Below are 23,659 nucleotides of genomic sequence, written 5' to 3'. Positions count from 1 at the left end.
CGCTCCTCTCAAGGCGTTGTTTTGATTGCGATCAACCAGGGCCGTTCGTTAATGGCCCCACATGCAGCCCCACACGACGTAGGCGCCATTTTTTGGTGGTAAAACCATCTCAGGTGGTTCTATAATGGCTCATGCTGTTGCGGGATCATTTTGCTATGATTGCCTGACAACCTAAACCTGCTCCATCATAGGATGTGATCGAGCGCCATCCTTGTGAGGGGCGCCTTCATGTCTTCCGATGACGACCAGTTCAATCTTCCCTTTGGCGATTCAGGCACGGAAAATTCGGCACGTGTGGTCGCTAGTGCCCCGCCTCGGAAGCCGAGCGCGCGCAAAGCTGAGAATCAAGCCATCGAAGCCGAACCCCATCCCTCGCCCGCGACGGCCGCTTGCCGCTGCGAAGGTATCGCCCTTCGATGCTTCCTGTCCGTAGGCGAGGTTGCGCTGCGCTACTCGGTCTCGGTGCCGACGATCTGGCGCTGGCAGAAGCTCGGAACCTTTCCGTGTTGCTATCAGATCGGGACGGGCACGTCCCGCTGGGCGCTGAGCGAGTTGGAAGCCTATGACCTCCAACTTGCCCAAGGGAGCAAGCGATGAGCCGGACCTATTCCGCCATCCGCCCCAAACAGGATCGCGTCTACAGCGGCGAACAGGTGATCGAGCTCTACGAAATCTGCCGCAACACGCTGGGCAATTGGATCGCAAGCGGGCTGCGTCCGTCCGACGATCGGCTGCCCCGGATCTTCCGCGGTTCTGAACTGGCCCGGTTCCACAAAGAGCGTCGCGGGACGAAAGTTGCGCTGCGGCGCGGCCAGTTCCACTGCTTGGGATGCAAGGCCTGCGTGTTCCCAGATGTCACGACACTCAGCTTTTCCAATACGCGATCCGGCAGTCGCTTTGCAAATGCCACTTGCCCGGACTGTCACGCGACTATGTGGAAGATCTTGAATGAGACGGATCGAGATGCCTTCGAAATCTGCAAAGAATCCAATACGAGCCTGTCCTCGCTAGACGAAGGAAATGCTCAAGCTCCCGCTTGTATTGGGCAGGATCAGGGGGAGTCTTTTGTATCTTGCCCGTCACCCAATGACCGCTTGCTGCTCGACTGGCAAGCCTGGGCGGCGCGTTATGACGAGAAGACGATCGTGGCGCACCTCCGCGCCATCCGCCAATTCGAAGCCTCTTGCGGCTACAAGCCCTTCGATTCCGTGACGACCGATGACGCCGCTGCGTGGCGTGAAGCCATTACCGTGGGAAAGCCAAAGGTCCTGTCGGTCTCGACCGTCCAGCATCAGGCGTCCCACCTGCGTGCATTCTTCGCTTGGCTGGCCAAGCGGCCCGGATATCGCGCACTGCTCCCAGTGCCGGAGTACTTCGAACTCCCCCGGCGATTTGCGCAGAAAGGCATTTCCGACGTCAAAGCTTATGCGGAGATCGACGAGGCTGAGAGGCTATTGGAAGCGATGCCCAAGGCGACTATCAAAGATCGGCGCGCTCGAGCTATTTTCGCCACCGCCTATATCTCGGGGCTGCGGGCCAACGCGCTAATCACGCTGCGGCTGCGCCACGTCGACATTGAGAAGCGCTTGGTGTTTCACGATGGCACGGAACTGCGGGCAAAGAACGGCAAGAGCTTCGTTGTGAACTGGTTTCCACGCACCGAGACCTTCCAAGCGGTGTTGTTGGACTGGCTGGAGGAGGTGACGCGCCGCAGCCTCAGGTCGGAGGACGCGCTTTTTCCCGAGCTCAGGGATCTCGAGAAAGCGAGCGTCTCGGAGCGCGCACCATTCGCACCTATGAAAAGCGCGAACGCGGTGACGGAAGCCTTTTCCCTCGCGTGCCGCGACTGCAAAGAAGTTTATTCTCCGCACTCTGTCGGGCATACTCTGGCGCAGCTTGGAGACCGCATTTGCCGCACCTCAGAAGAGCGCAAGGCGTGGTCGTTGAATCTTGGTCATAACTCAGAGGAGGTGACTTGGACCTATTACGGGAAAGTCACCGACATGCGTCGCGGCGAAATTTTCAAGGTGTTCGAACAGGATCAGCCGGCCACCTCCATCGAGAAGGATTTGATGCTGGCATATCACGAACACCTTCTGATCCGAGGCTCACCTGAGTTCGATCAGGCCGAGAAATTGATCGAACAGCGTCGCCAGGGGCGGATGCAGTGGCCGGCTTAGCTCGGTTGGGGTGCAGGACGACCGGATTGGAAGCAGCCCATGCGTGCCCAACAACAAAGGCGAACTGGCAGGTTATGCAGTCCAACAGTCGATTGACATGTGCGGCGTGTACGTCGATAGGAGTACGCAAGTTGGCTCTTTGGGGGTTTTCTGGGATCCCGGTACGGTATAGTCATTCATCCTCAGATACTCTTGGGAGCCTTGGCATGACCATCGCTGCAAACGAGACACTCCTCAGAACCTTGTCCGAGGCGCGGCCTATTCCTACAGAAAAAATCGCCCGAGCGGACCTGCGTGTGCGTCCTCTGAACCTGCCAAAGCCCGTCTTCCTGAGCGATACGTCCGATTGCGACGGACATGTCTCGACCGATTACTGGCAATCCGAGGATGCGATGTACATCCATCCGCCAGTGCAGAACGTAGTCTGTAGCGTGCTGCGCGGGGTCGAGATCGGAAGATGGTACGAAATGTCGGCGGCCGTTCACGCAAGCCGCCAGAATGGTCCGGTACTGTCATTAGCGGTCGGTATTGCTGCGGCCGGGGCCGCGAATGCTACAAACTGGCAGGATTTTATGGGCACGAGCTGCCACGTCCTCCCCGGTCGTTGGGCTGTGGTCGGCAAGACGATCCCAGCTGACCTGATGGAACGGCGCTGTGACGTGCTGCTGTCGGCGCAGGTCCTGGGGCGTCAGGGAAATCATAATGCGTGGGCCCTGTTCCGCCGGTTCGGCTTCAAAATTCAGGACCAAAACTGGGACTGAGGCGCGAGGTGCCTGTCCGACCGAACCCTTATCCGGTCTTTCAACACACTCGGACTCTGCATGCAGGACGTGCCAGAGTGCGCCTGTCGAAACAATCAAGAATGCTTTGTCCTCGCCTGCCCTAGAATCCCGATTAATTATAGGGACGAACGGTTGAGCTAGGCAGCCGGACACGTTACAGAAGCCGCCGGTCGTGCGATGAAGAATAGGTGACCGTCTTGCTGGACTACGATGTACGGGATGCCTCTGAATTCTGGTGCTCAATCGATTGGGCCATGGGGCCCGAGGCCGAGATCATCCTGAAGTCTGAGGATGGCCTCCTGACCACGCTGAATGTCAGGCACAGCAACCGTATCATCGTCTTGAAGATGCTGATGTCGGGTGAGTTCTACGAGCTGAGCTGCAGTGACCTGCCAGTTGGCCGAACCAGTTCGCATCTAGCAATCGAATTCTGGCGTGACGACAGCGGTCGCTGCAACGGCATTGAGTTACGGTTAGATGATGTCGCTGTAACGGCCCTTGAGGATGCCCACCTTGCCCTATCGCACGATGTCGTCTCGGTAATGTGCCGAGGGGCTGTCGCCCCAGTTTCCTGCGGCATCTGGCCGATCGGTGCGGGACTGGGGAGCGAAGATGCCAGCCTCTTCCTAGGCAACTATCTAACCTTGACGGGGTTTATTAGGACAGCAGGCCTTAGAAAGCCCAGTATATTCCTGCAGGTCCAGAATCATGCTCAGGAAGTCCCGCTGATCGCATCTATGCACGATTCTAATCCACAGGCGGACGAAGCCACTTGGCGTATCGATGCGCCGCTGCCCGGTTGGATCTGGGAGGGTAATAGTGATCAGCTAACCATCGCCATGCTGTCAGGCGGGGTGGAACTGACCCGTTCCGTGATCAACAAGTCTGACATCCTGCAGCGCATTGAAAGCATAGCCGCGGAAGTTGAGCCTACGCGGAACGCCGGCGACATCCTTTCGCTGGTTGAGCATGTTGTTTACGGGCAGCTCCAGAGCTTTCTCACCCCAAGTACGTTTCGTTTTTTTGAACGTTCGGCAGAGATTTATGGTGTGCAGGACTTTATAGGCTCCAGCCATGAGATCTTGCCTGCCCTTGGGAGGCTAAGTCGCTCCTCGTCGCCCCCCGCCCCCGGCATCCACACCATCGCGGTCACCACGGCCGTCGAGCAAGGGGCGCATCTGCTTCAGGGAGCGCCTAAAGATATGGCTGCGGCGCTTGATCAACTCGTTAAAACCTACAGTCTCGATCGGCAACAAAGGTCAGATTTCTATCTGCAACTGACCGAGACCTTCATTCAGTCGGGTCACTTCGACCGGCTCATCGACAGCGCATCGCGAAATACCGACATCCTCTCGCTGCATCGAAGCGATAATTGGATGAAATCTGTCATTTTACCCTACCTAGCGCATGGAGGATGCTATCGTGAAGTAGGCGATATCCTGTGGGATATGAGACCTGAAGACGGCTGGCTGGTAACGCCCTGCGTTGCATATGCTATACGGTGGCTTGTCGATCAGGACGCCTCGGATAGCGAAGCAGAAGAGCAGGTCCGCCGAAGCCTATACGGCTACATGAACCTTGTTCGGCAACTGAAGTCTTCCTATTGGGGCCGTGCACAATGTTCGGCGCTGCTACAGGCTTCGGCCAATATTGTGGAAAGCGGTAGGCGTTTTCCGGTCTATCTGCGCGACGATATCGAAGCCTTCGCGCTTGAATGCCACGGCCTCAGTGCCGAATTCTGGCGCCACGCCCAAGGTAGGATTGGCAATGCTGGTGCATGCATTCGCCGCGCTGCGGCACACTTCAGCCAAATCGAAGCCTACGCAGATGCCACGATCGACGATCGGGTGTCCCGCAGCGATTCGGTGATCAATGCCCTGCGCTACTTTGCGAAGTATAATCAGTCGGACATGCTACGCTTCTTAGTTGAGCTTCTGCCTGCTGACGACCGATTGCATTGCCTGACCGGAGAGATTTCCGGCCTGCAGCCTGGTCACGAGCAGACCTTGCGTGAATTGGTCCGAGTCATTGCACATCCGTCCTTCAGGGGCGACGCTGCAGAACATGCTCCGGAACTACGCCGGGCGCTGGCCGTCTGCGATTCGGACGTGCCGCAGACAACCACCGGGCAGCACATCAGCGAAGCGGTAGCGGCCTTGCGCGAGTTCGAAGTCGCTCAACCTATGAGCAGCGATGGCTGCAAAGCTATGATCGCCCGCGTTGAGAAGCAGATCGCCTCGCTGATGCGGGCCGGTGCTCAGGCAAAGGCTTTAGAACTTGCGATCTTGCTGGTGTCGCTGATACTCAAAGCAGGTAAGAGCGAAAGGATCATCCCCGCCAGTGCTAAGGCGAATGCCATCCTGAATGCCCATCGGCCCCAGACCTCAGTGCCCGGCATTCAGGCTGCGTTGCGCGTGCTGGGAGATACAGATCCGGAATGGCGCCCGCTGGTCAGCGATCTGCTGCACCATGCGGTTGCGTGGCCCGAGGTTGCGCAGCCGACAGAGGCAGCGGCCACCATGCATACGAACGCCTCGCAGGTCTTCGACATCATCGTCACGATCATTTCGTGCCGGAAATACATCGATGAACGCGGTCCCGCCATCATCAATACCTGGGCAGAGAAACTAAAAGCTCTGGGCGTTCCCTATGTTTTCGTCATCGGCGGAGATGAGACTCAGCTACATGGCGACGTGCTGCAGCTAGCGTGCTCAGACGATTACGAGCATTTGCCAGAGAAGGTTTTGGCAACCATCCGTTGGGTGCAGGACAACACTGATTTCGGCTTCATGCTGAAGATCGACGATGATTGTTTCCTCAATGTTGATGAGTTTTTCCTGGAGCACAGCTATAGAAACCACGATTACTATGGTCGCTCGATCCATCGCCCGATAGGCGGCATGGACCGCATGTGGCACATGCAAAAATCTATCAGCTACCGCGCACGCAAAGAACTGGACAAGTCACCCGAACCCTCGCTCTATGCCGATGGCGGGTCAGGCTACACGCTCAGCCGCACGGCGATGAGATCAATCCTCGATCAGCTTGAGACTCCGTTCGGGGCGATGCTGAAAAACAGCTCCTACATGGAAGACAAGTTAGTCGGCGACCTCTTGCAGCTTTCTGGCATCTCGATTGCGTCGGAAGGCTACAATTCCGCAGTCTTTCGCAGGCTGCCGCTGTCCAGAACCTCGGTGAGCATGTTCGCGAACAGCTTCTTGCCCAGCCGCGTTTGGCCGGTCAAACTGGCGCACCTGGACAGGCCGGAACTATTTCCTAAAGCAGCCGCTCAATCTGAAGCTTTCAGCCTGCGACCGAGCAAGATCTGGCCTAGCTATGCATCCCCGCTGACAGGCGCGAATACCAATGCTCTTGAGCTGATCTCGGATCATGCAGGGGTACCGGGGCTACTGCGACAGGATCATGCCGTGATTGCCTGCGTGCGCAATGAACGCCATATCATGGCCGCATTTCTTGATCATTACCGTAAGCTTGGCATCAAATCTTTCCTGATTTCGGATAATTGCTCTACCGACGGAACGCTGGCCTATCTCCTGGAGCAGCCCGATGTAGTCTGCTTCGCCTGCGATACAGAATACAAAAACTCGACCTTTGGCGTGGCGTGGCAGCAATCCCTGCTTTCCAATTTCCGAAGTGGCCTGTGGTCGATCGTCGTCGACGCCGACGAGTTCCTAGTCTTCCCAGCATACAAGGATCGTCCGATCGCGGAGTTCCTCGATGCCCAAGGGGAAAATGGTTTTGATGCGGTCACTTCTCTCATGCTGGACATGTACCCGAAAGGTCCGCTCAGCGAATTCGACATCAGCCGCGACGATCCCTTCGAAGCTGCTGGCTATGTTGACAGCGAACCGCTGCGCAGCGTCTGGTTCAATGGGCCCTACTCGAATTCGCCTACCTGGACTAGCAGCTTGAGGCATAGGCTGGCGCCCCATTCCAGCATCAGCAGCTTCACCTCGCAAAAGACTTGTATCTTAAAGTACAAACCGTGGATGCAACTTTCAGCAGGGCTGCACTATGTCGGGGACGTGAAGATAGCACCGACGCCAGCAGTGCTCTGCCACTTCAAATACCACTCGGGCTTCCACAAGAAGGTCGTGGACGAACTCGGACGCAACCAGCACTTCGATGATTCTGCAGAATACCGCGCCTACGCCGAAGCTCTAGAGGGGGGGGTCAACTGCTTCTTCAGCAAGAAAGGCTCGGTTCGTTGGGATCAGGCCGAGATCATCAAGCGTACCCTATCGGGAAACTACACTTCAGAGCATTCGGGTTGAACAACCGGTCCTCCTTTGTCAAAGTCGAGATTAGAGTGAGCGCTGTCGCGCGCCCACCTTCCCGCGCGGTCGTTGATCGGATCATTGGATTCCATTGAGGTTCGATGATAGAGCTTCTCCATGGAGACTGTGCTCTGGTAATCCTTGACCTGCCGCTGATCTTTCATCCAGCCGCGACCGGAGCCCGGTTGGTGTTTACGCCCATCGGCGCTGGTTGAGCAATCGCGCGACGCGCGGAGCTATCATCTCGCGCAGCGGGTCGGGCGATTGCGGTGGTCAGGGTCCGCGCGTAGTCAGCCGGGGTCTGGTAGTCCAAGGCTGAATGCGGGCGCTCTGTATTGTAGTCTGCAGCCCAGGCGGAGATCACGATCCGCGCATGGGCCAGGTTGCGGAACATAGTCTCGTTGAGCAGCTCATCGCGCATCCTGCCGTTGAAGCTTTCGACGAAACCATTCTGCATCGGCTTGCCCGGCGCGATGTAATGCCATTCGACCTTGTGCTCGGAGCACCATCGCAGGATCGCGTTACTGGTCAGTTCGGTCCCATAGCATGTTGGGAATGATCGGCCGTTGAAGGTTATGGCCGCTTGCGCAGCCTCCAAAATGCGCAGCAGGCGGCCATAACCGGCGCTCAGGTCTCTATGGTGGTTTTGCGAACCACACCACAGAGGAGACCGGCCATGGCCAAGGTTAAGCATACTCTGGATGCCCGCGTTCTGGTAGGCATCGACATTTCCAAACACCGGCACGAGGTGCTGATTGCTACGCCCGGCAAGTCGCGCCGCCGCCGGATGACTGTCTTGAACACCGCCGATGATTATCGTCGTCTCATCGCGGCTTTGATAGAATACGGTCTGCCTGTCACCGTCGGTTTCGAGGCGACAGGCAACTATCACCGGGCGCTGATGTTCGCCCTCGGGGCCGCGGGGTTCGAGCTGAAGCTCGTGTCTTCCGTCGCTCTCGCCCGCACGCGGGAAGCGCTGCACAACAGCTGGGACAAGAACGATCCCAAGGATGCGCAGGTCATCCTGCGTATGCTGGAGATCGGTGCGGTGCAAGTCTTTCACGACCCGTTGGTTGCTGGCACATGCGACATTCAGGAACTATCGAAGACCTACGAGATGGTTGCGCGGTCGAAGACCGAACTGTGGCATCGTCTCCTGACCCATTACCTGCCCCTGTATTTTCCAGAGGCGGACCGGTTCCACCGCAGTTCTCGTGGTGACTGGTTTTTGGCGTTCCTTGAGGCTTTTCCGTCTCCCTACATGATCACCGCCATGGACAAGGATGCTTTCATAGAGGCTGCCTGGCCGGTAATTGGTCGCCGCGCTGGCAAGGCGGCGCTTCTAGCGGATATCTACGAGACGTCAAAGACTGCCGTGGGTCTGCCTGTCGCTCCAGATTCAGATGCAATCCGGATGTTCCGCCTCGTTCTAGCGCAAGGACGCAGCCTAGTTCAGCAGCGCAACGCCATCGAGGATCGTGCGGCAGAGCTGCTGGCCGACCATCCAGATTATCAGCTGCTGCGCACGATACCCGGGATCGGGCCTGTCAATGCGCTGGCTGTTCTGGCCGAAGCCGGTGATCTGCGCCGCTTTCGTCATCACCGCCAGTTTCTGAAGTTCTGCGGTATGGACCTCGCGACCGTGCAATCCGGCGTATTCCGCGGACGAAGCAAAATCTCGAAGTATGGCAATGCCCGCCTGCGTCGCACACTCTGGCTGGCCAGTCAGGCCGCCGTGCTGAAGCCCGCCAACAGCTTCCGCGACAAGTTCGAGCGCTACATAGCGCAGGATCGCCACAATCCCGATCTGCGCCGCAAAGCCTATACTGCCATCGCTGCGAAGATGGCACGCACCATTCACGCCGTGATCAAATCCGGCGAACCCTATCGTCCCTTCTTCGAGGGGACGAGCCCAGGCGGAAGGACCCCTCTCTGTAGAGCCGTGGAGGCAGCCTCCTGACCTCGTAGATAATGTTCGGGCCTTCCGCTTGGGATTTAGGATCTCGTCTTAAGGACGGTGAGGGCGGCATCGTGGCCGACCCTGTATTTGATATGGAAGAGACCACTTCTTGACGGCGGAGCCCGCCTGGGCAACTATTCAAAAGGCATCCGGTCGCTCGGATGCCCCGTGATCTGATGCTCAAAACGGCAAATCGCTCCCGGCATAGGACGTTGTCGCTGACAATCATGCCAGGCTTTCCACGGCGTTCGATCAGGGCCGTCAGTTCACGCGCGACACGGCGCCCTGATATCGAGGTGTCAGGGATCGCGAGAGTGTCCGAGCTTCTGTGTATTCGTGCTGTGGTCCATGCTTCCTGAGAGGAGCAAGGCTGATGACGATGTCGAACGAATTGCTGGACGAGCTGCTGAAGGGCTGCAAGCGGCCTGACGATCGGCTGGGCGAGGCCGGGCTGATGAAGGAGCTGAAGATCCGTCTGATGGAACGGATGCTCGGGGCCGAACTGACCGCGCATCTGGGCTATGAGGCCGGTGCCGAGGCCCCGCCGGAACAATCGAACCGCCGCAACGGGATTTCAACCAAGCGGGTCAAGGGTTCGGATAGCGAGGTGCCGCTGTCGGTTCCGCGCGACCGGGATGGCAGCTTTGAGCCTGAGCTGGTGAAGAAGGGTCAGACCCGGATCGACGGGGTGGATGACAAGATCATCGGGCTCTATGCCGCCGGTTTGTCGGTGCGCGACATCCAGTCCCATCTTGAGGATCTGTATGGCCTGCGGGTCTCGCCCGACCTGATCAGCCGCGTGACCGATGCAGTTCTGGACGAGGTGCGCGAGTGGCAGCACCGGGCGCTGGACCGGATGTATCCGATCGTCATTTTCGACGCGCTCAGGGTCAAGATCCGCGATGCCGACAGTCGGATGGTCAAGAACAAGGCGGTCTACATCGCCCTGGGTGTCACCAGGGATGGGGAGCGCGAGGTCCTCGGACTCTGGATCGCCGACAACGAGGGCGCCAAGTTCTGGCTGTCGGTGATGAACGAACTGCGCAACCGGGGGGTTCAGGACATCCTGATCGCGGTCGTGGACGGCCTGAAGGGCTTCCCGCAAGCCATCACAGCGGCCTTCCCGGATACCACAGTTCAGACCTGCATCGTTCACCTGATCCGGCATTCGATGAACTTCTGCAGCTGGAAGGACCGCAAGGCCGTGGCCGCCGATCTGCGCCCGATCTACCAGGCCCCGACGGCGGAGGAGGCCGCCCGACAGTTGGACGGGTTCGAGGAGAAATGGGCCGGGAAATCCCCCTCCATTGCCCCGGCCTGGCGCCGGGCCTGGGCCGAGGCGATCCCGTTCTTTGCCTTCAGCGCAGCGATCCGGAAGATCATCTACACCACCAACGCCGTGGAGTCGCTGAACCGGGTGCTGCGGAAGACGCTGAAGACCAAGGGCTCATTCCCCACCGCGGAGGCCGCGACCAAGCTGATCTACCTGGCCACCCGCAACTTCGAGAAGGGCGGTCGTGCGGTTCGTGAATGGGTTGCGGCCCGCAATCAGCTGGCCAGAATGTTCGCCGGGCGCTTCGACGCCTGACTGTATCTGAAAACCGTATGGGCCCCGTCAGATACACAGAGTGTCAGACACTCCCGGGATCGCAGCCAAGCATTCACGCGTGACGTCATCGACCACGTTGAGAACGCGGAAGCGCTGACCATTGGCGAACTGGTCATGGACGAAATCCAGCGACCAGCGTGCATTGGGTTGTGCAACGACCAGGATAGGGGCCCGCGTTCCCACTGCTTTGCGCCGGGCTTTCCGTTTGCGGACCGTCAGCCCTTCCTCGCGGTAGAGCCGATAGATCCGGTTGATCCCGGACGGCTCGCCTTGGCGGCGCAGCAGCACGAAGAGCCGCCGATAGCCAAACCTCCAGCGCTCATTGGCCAGATCCCGTAACCGACCGCGCAGCACTGTGTCCGGCGCACGCTGCGCCCGGTAGCGAACCATCTTGCGATCCGCGCCGACGATGTGGCAGGCCCGCCGCTCCGACAAGCCATGCTCGGCCCGAAGATACGCGACGGCTTCACGCTTCACGGCGGGCCCTACCACTTTTTTGAAACCAGATCCTTCCTCGCGGCCAGATCCAGCATCTGCTCGGCCAAAAGCTTCTTCAGCTTGGCGTTCTCATCCTCGAGCGCCTTCAGCCGCTTGGCTTCTGACACCGTCATGCCGCCGAACTTGGCCTTCCAGTTGTAGAAGGTGCCTTCGGACATGCCGTGCTTGCGGCACAGGTCCGCGCACTTCGCACCTGCCTCGTGCTCGCCAAGAATGCCGATAATCTGTTCGTCCGTGAATCTCGTTCGCTTCATTGTCCGTCCTCGAGTTGGGCCAGACTCTAATCAACGATGGAGGAAAAATCTCGTAGCAGGTCACCGCAATGCGTGCATGATACTTTCGCCCGCGCACTTTCCGACATGGATGAAGACAATACTGTTCGTCGGTTCGGATAGAACCACGTCGAGATTAGGGTTGAGTTCGATCTTCAAAGCTCGAGATCCTTGTTTAAGTCCGACATCGCGAGGTGCCTGATCGTGGCGGGGAAGTTATCCACCTTACTCTAGAAGCGACGTCCCCGACTGGCGCACGCCAAAGACGAGGATGAGGGGAGGAATATCCTGCATGTGCAAGTTGTATTACACTGGGATGGTAGTTTAGTACATTGCAGATGCCTTAGGCTTTAAACCCGTTTCTTTCAAAAAGGCGGAGAACACGGATTGGTTTCGCGACCGGATGTCGCGATAGTGTTCAATCGACGAAGTTGCGAGTACATCGTTCAGATCATCAAGAGTCTGACAGCCACGAACATCAGGACCAAATGCTACTGGAATTCCTGCGAAACTTGCAACTTCCGCCGTCCTCGAATCGTGCGGGACGAGTACGGCGGGTTTACCGCTGTTGAGAGCAATAATGGATCCATGTAGGCGGGTGCCGATCACACCTTTATGCTTGCGCAAGTACTTCGACCATTCGGACAAGTTATAGAAAACCTTGGCGTTTCTTCGCATATACCTATCTACACCATCTGTGTCGTTGGCCAAATAGGTCGCGGCGAGAAGATTTTGTTCATTCTCTGACAGCGAATACGCCGATTCTTCGGTGGCAAGCAGTCTCATTTCCTGCGCTTCTGACTGATAGACCATCGGAAGATTCAAGGCAGCAGAGAGCGCAAAGAGCTTTCGATTTATTCCCTCGGATTTAACAAACGAGGCGTTTACTCCGTATCTGGTTGACTGAAGAACAATTTTTTTGGTGCTGCTCGATGGACTGTCATCGAATGCTTTCATATAAAGAGAAGGGCACCCTGTTGTTACAACATTGGTGATTCCGTTCCCAATCAGCCAATCCCTTGTAAAATTACCCCTAACGGAAATCGCGGGACTTGACCTTCCAAGAAACTGAGCAAGCCTCAGCGCCGAAGGACTGACTTCTACTGCGTCAAGATTATTTGTGTCCGCTTGCAGACCCAGCCCTATGACAACGACAGGAATGGTTAGTTTCTCAAGTTTATCGACCAAGAAATCCCAATTTGATTTTTTATTCAACCAATTCGCAGCCGGAATCACCATGCACGAGTGACGCTTGTTGACGTCTATTGGGTCGAAACCGAATCCCACGTGCACCATTTCATCGTCGATCAGTCGAAATGCCGCTTCGGTGAACATCAAGTTACCGGTGTTCTTGCCAATCGCCTCGTAAAGCGTGTCAAAAGGCATCTCGGGCGAGACGTTGTATTCCCGTGCGATTGATACGACGGCGATCGACATTCCTGCATTCTCCAGCTGCTCGTTAGTGCTTCGTCAAATGTGCAACGCACTGCCGATAATTTTCTTCTTGTTGCGCCAACTTTTCAGCACTCAATGCCACCTTCTCCCCTGCTAGCCTATGCATTTCGGCGATTTCGGCAAGGTGTTTCTCCACTTTGAGGGCGTGGGTGACGCTGATGGAGTGGCGGCGGTGGGTGTTGAGGGGGTCGGGGATGAAGCTGACGACGTTGCCGGGTTTGGCGCAGATCTCGGCGTACAGTCGCCAGTCACCGGCGACGTTATAGGTGTAAAGCTCGTCGCCCACGGCCTCGAAGGCATCCAGCAGGGTCTGGCGGTGGAAGATCACGCCCGACACGTTGAGGATCACGTTCTTGACCGCCAGGAACCGGGCGAGAAACTCGGGCCCGTCCATGTTGAAGGGCTTGTCGAAGGCCCCCGGCTCGATCTCGTTGATATAGGGCCGATAGCTGGCTCCGATCGGCTCGCCGTGCTCATTGATCTGGGCGCTGTCCGTGAAGCCCAGGACGCAGCCGGCCATCCGCATCTGATCGACGAGCCGGGCCGCAAATCTGGGGTCGGCTATGTCGTCGGCCTCGGCAATCCAGACGTATTCGCCCTGCGCCAGTTCGACGCCCTTGCGCCACTGCGGGAACGGAGAGCCGCTGTTGGTTTCATTGACATGCAGGTCGATGAGCCGACTGGCGGCCTCGGCCGTGCGGGTGATTTCCGCGACGCTGTCGTCGGGCGAGGCATCGTCGAGGACGATGACTTCGCGCAGCGGCAGGGCCTGATCGAAGACGCTACGTAGTCGTTCCCCGATATAGGCCTCGTACTTGTAGTTGGGTACCACAGCGGACACGGTCGGCAGATCCTGCTGGAGGCGCTGCACCAGGCCGAACACGTAGTTGGGGAAGTTATAGTTTTCCTCAACTTCGGCACGGCGCGCCGCGGCGGCACGGTGATTGCTGCGCTTCACGAGATCCAAGATCTTGCCCGCGGCGGCCATCGGGTCGGCCTGATCCACCAAGGCCCCATGCTTTTCGATGAGCGTATCACAGCCACCGCATCCCTTGTGTCCGATCACCGGCAGACCGACAGCCAAAGCTTCGAGCACGACGGACGGGAACGGATCTTCGCGCGAGGAAAGGTAGAACGCGTCCGAGGCGGCAAAGAACCGGGCTATATCGTCCCGGTGGCCAAGGATGCGGATCCGGTCACCAAAGCCCGACGCATCGATCTCGGGCTGGAACCAGTTGAGCACCTCGCCCGCAGGCGCGCCCACCCAAATAAAGGCGATGTCGTCATGAGCCGAGCAGGTCGACAAACCGGCGCTGACGAAGCGATCGATCCCCTTGCGGAGATCCGCATAGCCAACACCAAGGACGATTTTGGTCTTTGCCGACAGGCCAAGCTCGGCGCGAAGGCCATTGTCGCCCGCCGGAACCTGAAGCACGCTGGTGTTGTAAAGGCCCTGCGGGAAGACTTCGGCCTTGTGGGCAATCTCGCCCGCAAACCCAATGAAACCGTCGCGCACCACCTCGGCGGGGAAGATCACATGGTCCGAGTGCTGAGCAATGGCCGTGGCCTCTGCTGTCAGGTTATAGGATTTCAGCAGGCTCGGCAGTTCGTGGATCAGGGACACGACCGTAAGCCCGGCCCGCTTCATCGCGGGAACCATCCGGCCAGAGGGCGTGGTGTTCGTGATACACAGAGAAAAGCCTTTTTTCGCGAGTTCGTCAAAGATCTTCTCGGTGCTCAGCGAGTTGCCGGTCGCCAAATGCACAGTCCCGATAGCGCGGTAGTGCTCGAGCAATGGGCCCTCGGCCCCCAGCACATACGCCACCTCGACACCGAAATCGCGCGTGAGTGTCTGGCCGAGGTTCAAGGCGAGCATCTGCGCGCCGTTGATATTGGCGTCATGTCCGACAAGAACAATCTTGGTGCGCGCTGACTTGCCGCGATTTCGAGCGCCGTGCAGGGCACGAGACAGCGCGTTCAGATAGGCGGCACCGTGATGCACATCCGGCTCGAGAACAGCGCCCTCGGCCCATTCATTCCATGCATTGACGCAAATCAGGTTCTCGCCATGAACCGGGTTCGATTGCGCGAAATCCAGCATCTGCTCGACCCAGTTCTGGAACTTTTCCGGGGTCGAACCGTGGATGATCATGCCTCGCCCCGGGCGGCGCGCCTCGTTGTCCCATGTCGGCGTAACAGTCCGGATCAACGGGAAGTGGGCTGTTTTCTCATCGCAGGACCGATTGACCATCGCGTCATAGTCGATGACGTGCCCTTTATAGTCATTATCGAGCAGCTTCACGGTCGCGTTGATCGGCGGCAGGTCCTGGCAGACCTTGTGCGGCGGGAACTCGATGGCCCCGTCAAGGCCGTGGGCTCTGGGGTCCAGGTCGCCAAAGCCTTGTGCCATCAGGATCAACGGTGTCAGATCGTGACGCTCGGCTAACAGCGACCGCCAGCGATCGATCGTCGCTCCCGAGTTGGGGATCTGCCCCGGCCGATAGATGAAGAATAACGGCCGGTCGCCGATGCGGATATAGCGGGGGTCCTTCATGTGTCGGGCGACATCGTCGATGAAGAGAATGTCGTCCTCTTCCCGATAGTTTTGCCCCAGAATGACTTCTTTCTCCGAGCCGTCCCAGGTCCGGGTCCAATTCTCATTCGCCCACATCAGGCAGAACGGGAAATCGAGCGACGGGTCAGCCATCAAGCGTTCGACCGGGGTCTCCAGAACGCGCTCGCCGTCGAACCAGTAGTGATAGAAGCAGAACCCAAAGAGACCCGCCGCCTTGGCCATCTCGATCTGGCGGCGCATCACGTCGCCCTCAGAGAGGTCATAGCACCCCAGGTCGCGGGGGATGCGGGGCTGGATATGGCCATAGAACCGGGGCAGGGCCCGCGGCAGATTGCGCCATTCCGTAAAGCCGGTTCCCCAGTTCTCGTCATTCACAGGGACCGAATGGAACTGCGGCAGATAATAGGCCAGAACCTTGGCCCGCTTGCGCCGACCGACGCCGATGTTGGGGTCGAACTCTTCGAAATGGGGGCCAGGTGCGACGGCATAAGCATGGGCATCGTAAACCGACTTTCCGCCCGTGCGCCCCTGTTGAACCAGCTTTCGTCCCTCGATGTGGCCGGCAACGCAATAATGCAGGAACGGATTCATTCCCGCCGCGGCCACATCCTGATGCGTCGAAAGATAGTGCCAGGTCGAGAACCACGCCGCGGGATCCCTTCCTTCTTTCCACCCTGTGAACAGATAGTGCGATCTGGCGTCTTGCGGGCGATCCTCCGGAGGAAAGCCCGAGAGGTAATAGTCCTCGTCAAAGAACTCTTCCAACGCCCAAGCATCAGGGTGCCTTTGCGGGGCTTCCCCGTCGACAGGCTGCGGTGCCGACGGGACAGGCGTGGAGGCATTGACGACGGCTACGGGGCCCTCGACCGGCGCTTCGGCAGACAGTTCTACAGGCGCATAGGTCGCGAAGATGATATTTCCCGTGGGATCGCGCAATTCGATCTGGGTGCCCCTGTCGCCCAGCAGGTCCTTCGAGATCGACAATTGCTTTTTTTCGGGACCAAGCCACAAAACGCGGCTCGGGCGGCCGTTGATCACCAGCGAGTAGTGGGCATAGCTGTTCGACCAGGCGAAGATCTGGCCATCCTCACTCTCGAAGCGGGCAATGCGATCAGGTTTGGCCAGCAACGGATAGATTTCATCCCCGACGACCAGCGAAATCGGCTCTCTGCTGGCCGGGAGTGCGATTTCCTGCAAGGTCCCGGCCTGATCACCGTCACTCGTCATGACGATCGGCATGCTGCCTCCGATCGCCTGCGCCGAGGACATCAGGTAGGGACGGGTACACAAGACCACGCCGGGTTCACTTGCGCCAATGTTGTTCCAGTAGCAGATGCCGATTTTCACGATCCGGGTGGCGCCGGTGTTTGGGATGTGGATGTCGATTTTCTGGTAATCCGCCACGTCGCGTTGACCGGTAAAGGTCGGGTCCAGCTTAATCCACACTTCATCACGAGAATCGTGGTCCAAAGTGTCGTACCACTCGATCAGGATATCAACGTTGCCGCGATGAACCGCAGCACCGAACTGCAATCGCACGTCACCCAGAGAGCTATCCAACTCGACCGGGACGATCAGATCGGCTCGGACACCCTTGGCCTCGGGTTCGAAAACGTATTGCACGGTGGATTGGCCAGGGCAGGACCATTTTCCATCGGTTGTCAGCTCCTTCGAAACCTCCTCCAACCGGACATCATCGAAATCGAGAACCTTGGGCAAACGGATAGGCTCGGATCGTTCGACGGGTCGATGAAGGGTTCCATCCGCCATCAGAACAGCGGCGGTCTTCCCCTCCGGCAAGTCAATGATGACACTCGCATGTCTTACGAACAGGGAATTCACCTGGTCCAAAAGATCCGATTGAGAAATATCAGAATGAATGTCCATACCCGTCCTTCGAGATTCGGATCCTATGCTGCCGTTATTGCGCGAGAAGCGTCGGATATTTTGTAGTTCAATATTTCTTTTGAGCCGCTGAATTGTGTCCTGAGAATCAGGATCCAGCTGCTCAAGAAATAGCTGCATTTGGTGCTCGGCGTTACTTGCGTCGTAACCACGCGATTGAGGATGCGCTACGCATTGGGATAAATCACAAAAAGCTTCAAGCCCAGTTTTTTCGCAATAGGCGACTGCCGCCCAATCAACACCCCATCCTAAATTGTTTGCCGAATAATCGAGCGTTCGCAAATGCTCGGCAACTGACTGCGTCATGCCCAGCACAATGGCATCGGTTTGCGTGACGCGCAGCAGGTCGTCTTGCACCAGGCCCTGCGCCACGACTGAGAGCGGGAAGGGGGTGTTGTCGATCGCGGGTGACCACAAGCCCAATGTCGGGCGCTGATTGAGCCGATGTGCGAAGCGGCGGATCAGGGCGACCCAATCCGCGCATTCCGCGTCGGCCTGAATCAGCAAGAGCGCGTTCTTTGGATCGACTGCCTCCAGCAACCTTGCAAATTTACCGCCGAAAAAAAGGGCGTTCGGCACCGTGATCCATGTCCCGTTCCCGATGGGTTCGGTGCCTTGAGAATCCGAATGCACAACCACGACGTCCTGCACGATTGCAGACGCCTGGGTCGCGATGGCCTGTGCGGCGCTTGTCTTCCCCTCCCAGGAGATGATGCCGACGCTTAGTTTTCGGAGGGTCTCAATCATCGACGCGTAGTTTCCGCTTCCTTTGCGAGGGCCAGAAGATGCTTGCCATCGTCGTTCTTAGCCATGGACTTGCCGGTCAGGACGATGTCCGGGATACCCAACCAACGCTTGTTGAACGCGATCTCGATCTGTGACTAGCAAACACCTGAATAAGTGTCACCAAATCCCTCAAGACGCCACACCAAACAGCAAAGTTCCGCACAAATTGTCGCCAATCAACAGTGCCGGCCGCATAGTACTCACCGCGCCGCAAATATAACCAGTCCGGACGGGGGGTAATCCTCCCCGTTTCTGTGCGGGTGTGATGCCGCCGATGCCCATGTTGGGTCGCTCGTTGTTGTAAGTCCATAGCCAGTCTGTGGCGATGCTCTGTGCCTCCGCGATGGTGTCAAAGATGTAGAGGTCCAGCCATTCATGGCGGACGGTGCGGTTGTAGCGCTCGACATAGGCGTTCTGCTGCGGCTTGCCGGGTTGAATGTGGTTCAGGGCGATACCCTGCTTTGCTGCCCAGATCGCCAAGGTCGCGCGGATGTATTCCGGGCCGTAGCATGTTGGGAATGATCGGCCGTTGAAGGTTATGGCCGCTTGCGCAGCCTCCAAAATGCGCAGCAGGCGGCCATAACCGGCGCTCAGGTCTCTATGGTGGTTTTGCGAACCACACCACAGAGGAGACCGGCCATGGCCAAGGTTAAGCATACTCTGGATGCCCGCGTTCTGGTAGGCATCGACATTTCCAAACACCGGCACGAGGTGCTGATTGCTACGCCCGGCAAGTCGCGCCGCCGCCGGATGACTGTCTTGAACACCGCCGATGATTATCGTCGTCTCATCGCGGCTTTGATAGAATACGGTCTGCCTGTCACCGTCGGTTTCGAGGCGACAGGCAACTATCACCGGGCGCTGATGTTCGCCCTCGGGGCCGCGGGGTTCGAGCTGAAGCTCGTGTCTTCCGTCGCTCTCGCCCGCACGCGGGAAGCGCTGCACAACAGCTGGGACAAGAACGATCCCAAGGATGCGCAGGTCATCCTGCGTATGCTGGAGATCGGTGCGGTGCAAGTCTTTCACGACCCGTTGGTTGCTGGCACATGCGACATTCAGGAACTATCGAAGACCTACGAGATGGTTGCGCGGTCGAAGACCGAACTGTGGCATCGTCTCCTGACCCATTACCTGCCCCTGTATTTTCCAGAGGCGGACCGGTTCCACCGCAGTTCTCGTGGTGACTGGTTTTTGGCGTTCCTTGAGGCTTTTCCGTCTCCCTACATGATCACCGCCATGGACAAGGATGCTTTCATAGAGGCTGCCTGGCCGGTAATTGGTCGCCGCGTTGGCAAGGCGGCGCTTCTAGCGGATATCTACGAGACGTCAAAGACTTCCGTGGGTCTGCCTGTCGCTCCAGATTCAGATGCAATCCGGATGTTCCGCCTCGTTCTAGCGCAAGGACGCAGCCTTGTTCAGCAGCGCAACGCCATCGAGGATCGTGCGGCAGAGCTGCTGGCCGACCATCCAGATTATCAGCTGCTGCGCACGATACCCGGGATCGGGCCTGTCAATGCGCTGGCTGTTCTGGCCGAAGCCGGTGATCTGCGCCGCTTTCGTCATCACCGCCAGTTTCTGAAGTTCTGCGGTATGGACCTCGCGACCGTGCAATCCGGCGTATTCCGCGGACGAAGCAAAATCTCGAAGTATGGCAATGCCCGCCTGCGTCGCACACTCTGGCTGGCCAGTCAGGCCGCCGTGCTGAAGCCCGCCAACAGCTTCCGCGACAAGTTCGAGCGCTACATAGCGCAGGATCGCCACAATCCCGATCTGCGCCGCAAAGCCTATACTGCCATCGCTGCGAAGATGGCACGCACCATTCACGCCGTGATCAAATCCGGCGAACCCTATCGTCCCTTCTTCGAGGGGACGAGCCCAGGCGGAAGGACCCCTCTCTGTAGAGCCGTGGAGGCAGCCTCCTGACCTCGTAGATAATGTTCGGGCCTTCCGCTTGGGATTTAGGATCTCGTCTTAACAGGCCGCTGAAGAAGTCGATCCTTGGCCTTCTCCGAGGAACATGATTCACCGTCGGGGGACCAAGGCGGGGGTGATGATGCGCGGCACTGACGACACGAGCGGGTCGCTGTTCAGCTATGTTGATCTCGATGCGCGCATTCCGGCACGGCATCCGCTGCGCAAGATCAGGCAGGTGGTGAACGAGGCGCTGGCCAGCCTGGATGCCGAGTTCGCAGCGCTCTATACCGATTTCGGTCGCCCCTCGATCGCACCGGAGCGGCTGATCAGGGCCTGCCTGCTCCAGATCCTGTTCTCGGTCCGCTCTGAACGGCAGCTGATGGAGCAGATGCAGTATAACCTGCTGTTCCGGTGGTTCGTGGGGCTCGGCATCGACGACCAGATCTGGGTTCCGACGGTGTTCACGAAGAACCGCGACCGGCTGCTGACGACCGAGATGTCGCGCAAGGTGATGGCCGCGATCCTGGCGCACCGGGAGGTCGCGCCGCTTCTGTCGGACGAACATTTTTCGGTTGACGGCACGCTGGTCAAGGCCTGGGCCTCGATGAAGAGCTTCCAGCTCAAGCCGGACATCTCCCGGCCTGATGACGAGGGACCGAGCGACCCGCCTTCACCAGCCACGACCGCCGCCGACCAACCTGAACAGGTCCAGACAGGGACAGACGCGATGCCCCGCCCCACCCGCCAGCACCGCAACGCTGAGATCAACTTCCGGGGCGAGAAGCGTTCGAACGCCACCCATGCCTCGACCACCGATCCGGACGCCCGCCTCTACAAGAAATCGCCCGGCACCGGGGCGATACTGTGCTTCATCGGCCATGCTCTGATGGAGAACCGCTCGGGCCTGATCGTGCAGGGCGATCTGACCGAAGCGGACGGCCGAGCCGAACGGCGTGCCGCGCTCGACATGGTGCATCGCCACTCTCCCGGATCGACCCGCAGGCTGACCCTTGGGGCGGACAAGGGATATGACGCCGCCACGTTTGTCGCTGATCTGCGACAGGCCTGCGTGACACCGCATGTCGCGCAGAAATCGCGTTGTTCAGCGATTGATAGGCGAACCACCCGGCACAAGGGTTATGCCCTGTCCCTCAAGCATCGGAAGCGGATCGAGGAGGCGTTCGGGTGGGCCAAGACGGTCGGCGGCATGGCTCAGACTGTTTATCGCGGCGTCGAACGAGTGCGCTCCCGCTTCGTTTTGACGATGGCGGCCAACAACCTTGCACGGCTGCCCCGATTGCTGACCGCATGAAGCCAAAAGCGGTATCAGCCGCGCACACCCTTCGCCCCGATAGGCCGGAAGCTCGATGCAGCCGGGCCCATCCGAAGAAAACCGTTCCGCCCCGGCGACTTCTTCAGCGGCCTGTTAAGGACGGTGAGGGCGGCATCGTGGCCGACCCTGTATTTGATATGGAAGAGACCACTTCTTGACGGCGGAGCCCGCCTGGGCAACTATTCAAAAGGCATCCGGTCGCTCGGATGCCCCGTGATCTGATGCTCAAAACGGCAAATCGCTCCCGGCATAGGACGTTGTCGACCCTGATCGCGATGGGCTTGCCGCGCCATTCGATGATCTGGTTGAGCGCCCGCACGACCCGCTCGGCGGGCAACGAGAAGTCGACCTCGATGCCCAGGCCTTCGCGGTTGAAGTCATCCAGGACGTTCAGCAGCCGGAACTGGCGACCATCGGCGGGACGATCGGCCATGAAGTCCATGGACCAGACGAGGTTCGGTGCGTCCGGAACGGTGAGCATGTCCGGCTTGTCCCGTTTGATCCGCCGCCGGGGTTTGATCCGCAGGTTCAGCTCCAGCTCGCAGTAGATCCGGCGGACGCGCTTGTGGTTCCAGATATGCCCGCGAACGTTGCGCAGATACAGGAAGCACAGACCAAAGCCCCAGGTCCGATGCGTTTTGGTCAAGCCCTCGAGGAGATCCGCGATGACCTCGTTCTCGGCACAGCGCTTCGGGCTGTAGCGAAAGCAGGTCTCGCTGACCTCGAAGGCCCGGCAGGCCAGCGCTATGCTGACCCCCTTCGTCGCCACCACCTTCGCGGCCAACTCGCGGCGTTGAGCTGGCCGCGTTACTTTTTTCCAAGCGCTTCCTTGAGCAGGTCGGCCTGCATGCTCAGATCCGCGAACATGCGCTTCAGCCGCCGGTTCTCATCCTCAAGCGCCTTCATCTGGCTCATCATGGACGCATCCATGCCGCCATACTTCGCCCGCCATTTGTAAAAGCTCGCGCTGCTGATCCCATGCTCGCGACACAGCTCCGGCACAGCGACGCCGCCCTCGGCTTGGCGCAGCACCGCCATGATCTGCGGCTCGGTAAATCGGGTCTTCCTCATTCGAATCTCCTCAGCTTACGCTACGAGAAAATTCTACTGCTGCATCCCCTTAACCATGGGGAGGATTACCAGCTACCTTCCCTTCCCTGTATTCACACAATACAAAGTACAGATATGTTCACGCTGCGCGCGGCACGATGACGGTAGGATTGCATGATTGAGAGTGTACTGAAGGATCACGGCAACGTTGCGAAGGAGCGGCCTTGGCTCATTCTGACACTTCGTCGGACAGGTGGAACTTCGTTAACGACATTCTTATCCGCGATCTCAACCTTCCCTAGCGTCGTACACGAACCTTTCAATATTGAACGTGTCTTCGGAGGCATCACGCTTGCCTTTCAGAAAACTTCTGACGTTGAAAAAATGACGGCTGAAGTTAACACAGCGCTTGAGGGACGCCCAAACATCAAGCACTGCGTCGAAGTTATTCCGCTAGAGATAACACGTGCATTGATCGATACCTGTAACGCGCTAGGCTATCAGTTCCTTGTACTGACGCGCCGCGAAGAAAGCCAGCGGCTCAGTTCGTTGCTATTAGCCGAGGCCACAGGTGCATGGGGAGCAAAGGAAGCGAAAGAGATATACCCACAGATCATCTCCGGCAAGTTGAAGCCCGCTCCGATCCTGCTAGAGAAGGTCAGAGGGCGAGTAATGCAAGATTATTTTTCTATTGGCCGTACGCTATCCTTGCTGCGCCACCGTCATATCGATCCGGATTGGTATCTGTTTGAGGAACTCTATTTTGGCAGCGAACCGATGGCCAGCCAAGCCCGCGCAATCGCAGCAAAATTAGGTATAAATATTCCTGCAGACGACCCGAGGTTGCAGGCCTTTATACAGAACGAAAGCCAGAATTCTAGTTCGATAAGGCCCTACATCCCAAACTTTAACCAAGCTGAAGAACTGCTGCGCAGCATTTGCGCGAGCTGACTCGATCCTTTGTTCGTCTTAGGTGTTCAGTCCCGGCATCTGGTGGATCGGATTTAGCAGGCCGCTGAAGAAGTCGCCGGGGCGGAACGGT

General features: G+C 58.3%; 11 protein-coding genes and 4 pseudogenes. 9 read left to right on the top strand and 6 right to left on the bottom strand.

Annotation, left to right across the window (positions count from 1 at the left end; translation table 11 throughout):
- Positions 1 to 228 precede the first annotated feature (228 nt).
- The 4 genes from JX25_RS15020 (at position 229) to JX25_RS01600 (ending at position 7,257) form a co-directional block, all read left to right on the top strand.
- Complete coding sequence (locus JX25_RS15020; protein ID WP_128253378.1) at positions 229 to 597, top strand: helix-turn-helix transcriptional regulator; 369 nt, start codon at positions 229 to 231, stop codon at positions 595 to 597.
- Positions 594 to 2,180 (top strand): tyrosine-type recombinase/integrase, encoded by a 1,587-nt coding sequence (locus tag JX25_RS01610; protein WP_128253377.1) that lies wholly within the window; start codon positions 594 to 596, stop codon positions 2,178 to 2,180. Before JX25_RS15020 ends, JX25_RS01610 begins: the two co-directional genes overlap by 4 nt.
- Positions 2,181 to 2,386: 206 nt before the next feature.
- Positions 2,387 to 2,941: a DUF6212 domain-containing protein gene (locus tag JX25_RS01605; protein ID WP_128253376.1), complete on the top strand. Its 555-nt coding sequence runs from the start codon at positions 2,387 to 2,389 to the stop codon at positions 2,939 to 2,941.
- A gap of 563 nt (positions 2,942 to 3,504) precedes the next feature.
- Positions 3,505 to 7,257, top strand: a complete 3,753-nt coding sequence (locus JX25_RS01600; protein ID WP_421779931.1) for a glycosyltransferase family 2 protein — start codon at positions 3,505 to 3,507, stop codon at positions 7,255 to 7,257.
- Positions 7,258 to 7,420: 163 nt separating this feature from the next.
- Here JX25_RS01600 and JX25_RS01595 read toward each other — a convergent pair.
- A pseudogene (locus JX25_RS01595) lies at positions 7,421 to 7,801 on the bottom strand (integrase core domain-containing protein); the annotation flags it as partial.
- 135 nt (positions 7,802 to 7,936) lie between these two features.
- On the opposite strand from JX25_RS01595, the gene JX25_RS01590 reads away from it, so the two are divergent.
- Together JX25_RS01590 and JX25_RS01580 are read left to right on the top strand one after the other, a co-directional pair.
- Positions 7,937 to 9,220 carry an IS110 family RNA-guided transposase gene (locus JX25_RS01590; protein ID WP_128253374.1) on the top strand — a complete coding sequence of 428 codons (1,284 nt, stop codon included), beginning with the start codon at positions 7,937 to 7,939 and terminating at the stop codon, positions 9,218 to 9,220.
- Between the two features lie 373 nt (positions 9,221 to 9,593).
- The gene (locus tag JX25_RS01580; RefSeq protein ID WP_128253373.1) at positions 9,594 to 10,808 is read left to right on the top strand and encodes an IS256 family transposase; all 1,215 of its coding nucleotides are present in this window, start codon (positions 9,594 to 9,596) and stop codon (positions 10,806 to 10,808) included.
- Between the two features lie 45 nt (positions 10,809 to 10,853).
- Here JX25_RS01580 and JX25_RS01575 read toward each other — a convergent pair.
- From JX25_RS01575 to JX25_RS01560, 4 genes and pseudogenes are all read right to left on the bottom strand, one after another.
- Positions 10,854 to 11,581: pseudogene (locus JX25_RS01575) on the bottom strand (transposase); the annotation flags it as partial.
- Between the two features lie 342 nt (positions 11,582 to 11,923).
- Positions 11,924 to 13,036: a polysaccharide pyruvyl transferase family protein gene (locus JX25_RS01570; protein WP_128253372.1), complete on the bottom strand. Its 1,113-nt coding sequence runs from the start codon at positions 13,034 to 13,036 to the stop codon at positions 11,924 to 11,926.
- Positions 13,037 to 13,058: 22 nt separating this feature from the next.
- Positions 13,059 to 18,281, bottom strand: coding sequence for a glycoside hydrolase family 99-like domain-containing protein (locus JX25_RS01565; RefSeq protein WP_128253371.1), 5,223 nt, complete (start codon positions 18,279 to 18,281; stop codon positions 13,059 to 13,061).
- Between the two features lie 288 nt (positions 18,282 to 18,569).
- Positions 18,570 to 18,824 (bottom strand): annotated as a pseudogene (locus JX25_RS01560) (integrase core domain-containing protein); the annotation flags it as partial.
- A 135-nt stretch (positions 18,825 to 18,959) separates the two neighbouring features.
- Between JX25_RS01560 and JX25_RS01555 the strand changes: the two are divergent.
- Both JX25_RS01555 and JX25_RS01550 read left to right on the top strand, forming a co-directional pair.
- On the top strand, positions 18,960 to 20,243 hold the full coding sequence (locus JX25_RS01555; RefSeq protein WP_128253370.1) for an IS110 family RNA-guided transposase: 1,284 nt from the start codon (positions 18,960 to 18,962) through the stop codon (positions 20,241 to 20,243).
- Positions 20,244 to 20,373: 130 nt separating this feature from the next.
- The gene (locus JX25_RS01550) at positions 20,374 to 21,546 is read left to right on the top strand and encodes an IS5 family transposase (protein ID WP_128255138.1); all 1,173 of its coding nucleotides are present in this window, start codon (positions 20,374 to 20,376) and stop codon (positions 21,544 to 21,546) included.
- A gap of 277 nt (positions 21,547 to 21,823) precedes the next feature.
- Here JX25_RS01550 and JX25_RS01545 read toward each other — a convergent pair.
- Positions 21,824 to 22,638: pseudogene (locus JX25_RS01545) on the bottom strand (IS3 family transposase); the annotation flags it as partial.
- A 153-nt stretch (positions 22,639 to 22,791) separates the two neighbouring features.
- On the opposite strand from JX25_RS01545, the gene JX25_RS01540 reads away from it, so the two are divergent.
- Complete coding sequence (locus JX25_RS01540) at positions 22,792 to 23,568, top strand: hypothetical protein (RefSeq protein ID WP_128253369.1); 777 nt, start codon at positions 22,792 to 22,794, stop codon at positions 23,566 to 23,568.
- The last annotated feature ends 91 nt before the right edge of the window (positions 23,569 to 23,659 follow it).

Origin of the sequence: Falsirhodobacter deserti, from assembly GCF_004015795.1 — a bacterium.
GTDB lineage: Bacteria > Pseudomonadota > Alphaproteobacteria > Rhodobacterales > Rhodobacteraceae > Falsirhodobacter > Falsirhodobacter deserti.
Note: the sequence above shows the minus strand (reverse complement) of the source record. Positions and strands in the feature narration are given on the sequence as shown.

Excerpts from the sequence above, each read along its gene's own strand:
- JX25_RS15020 (WP_128253378.1), top strand. The coding sequence starts at position 229 with ATGTCTTCCGATGACGACCAGTTCAATCTTCCCTTTGGCGATTCAGGC.
- JX25_RS01610 (WP_128253377.1), top strand. The coding sequence starts at position 594 with ATGAGCCGGACCTATTCCGCCATCCGCCCCAAACAGGATCGCGTCTAC.
- JX25_RS01605 (WP_128253376.1), top strand. The coding sequence starts at position 2,387 with ATGACCATCGCTGCAAACGAGACACTCCTCAGAACCTTGTCCGAGGCG.
- JX25_RS01600 (WP_421779931.1), top strand. The coding sequence starts at position 3,505 with ATGTGCCGAGGGGCTGTCGCCCCAGTTTCCTGCGGCATCTGGCCGATC.
- JX25_RS01590 (WP_128253374.1), top strand. The coding sequence starts at position 7,937 with ATGGCCAAGGTTAAGCATACTCTGGATGCCCGCGTTCTGGTAGGCATC.
- JX25_RS01580 (WP_128253373.1), top strand. The coding sequence starts at position 9,594 with ATGACGATGTCGAACGAATTGCTGGACGAGCTGCTGAAGGGCTGCAAG.
- JX25_RS01570 (WP_128253372.1), bottom strand. The coding sequence starts at position 13,036 with ATGTCGATCGCCGTCGTATCAATCGCACGGGAATACAACGTCTCGCCC.
- JX25_RS01565 (WP_128253371.1), bottom strand. The coding sequence starts at position 18,281 with ATGATTGAGACCCTCCGAAAACTAAGCGTCGGCATCATCTCCTGGGAG.
- JX25_RS01555 (WP_128253370.1), top strand. The coding sequence starts at position 18,960 with ATGGCCAAGGTTAAGCATACTCTGGATGCCCGCGTTCTGGTAGGCATC.
- JX25_RS01550 (WP_128255138.1), top strand. The coding sequence starts at position 20,374 with ATGCGCGGCACTGACGACACGAGCGGGTCGCTGTTCAGCTATGTTGAT.
- JX25_RS01540 (WP_128253369.1), top strand. The coding sequence starts at position 22,792 with ATGATTGAGAGTGTACTGAAGGATCACGGCAACGTTGCGAAGGAGCGG.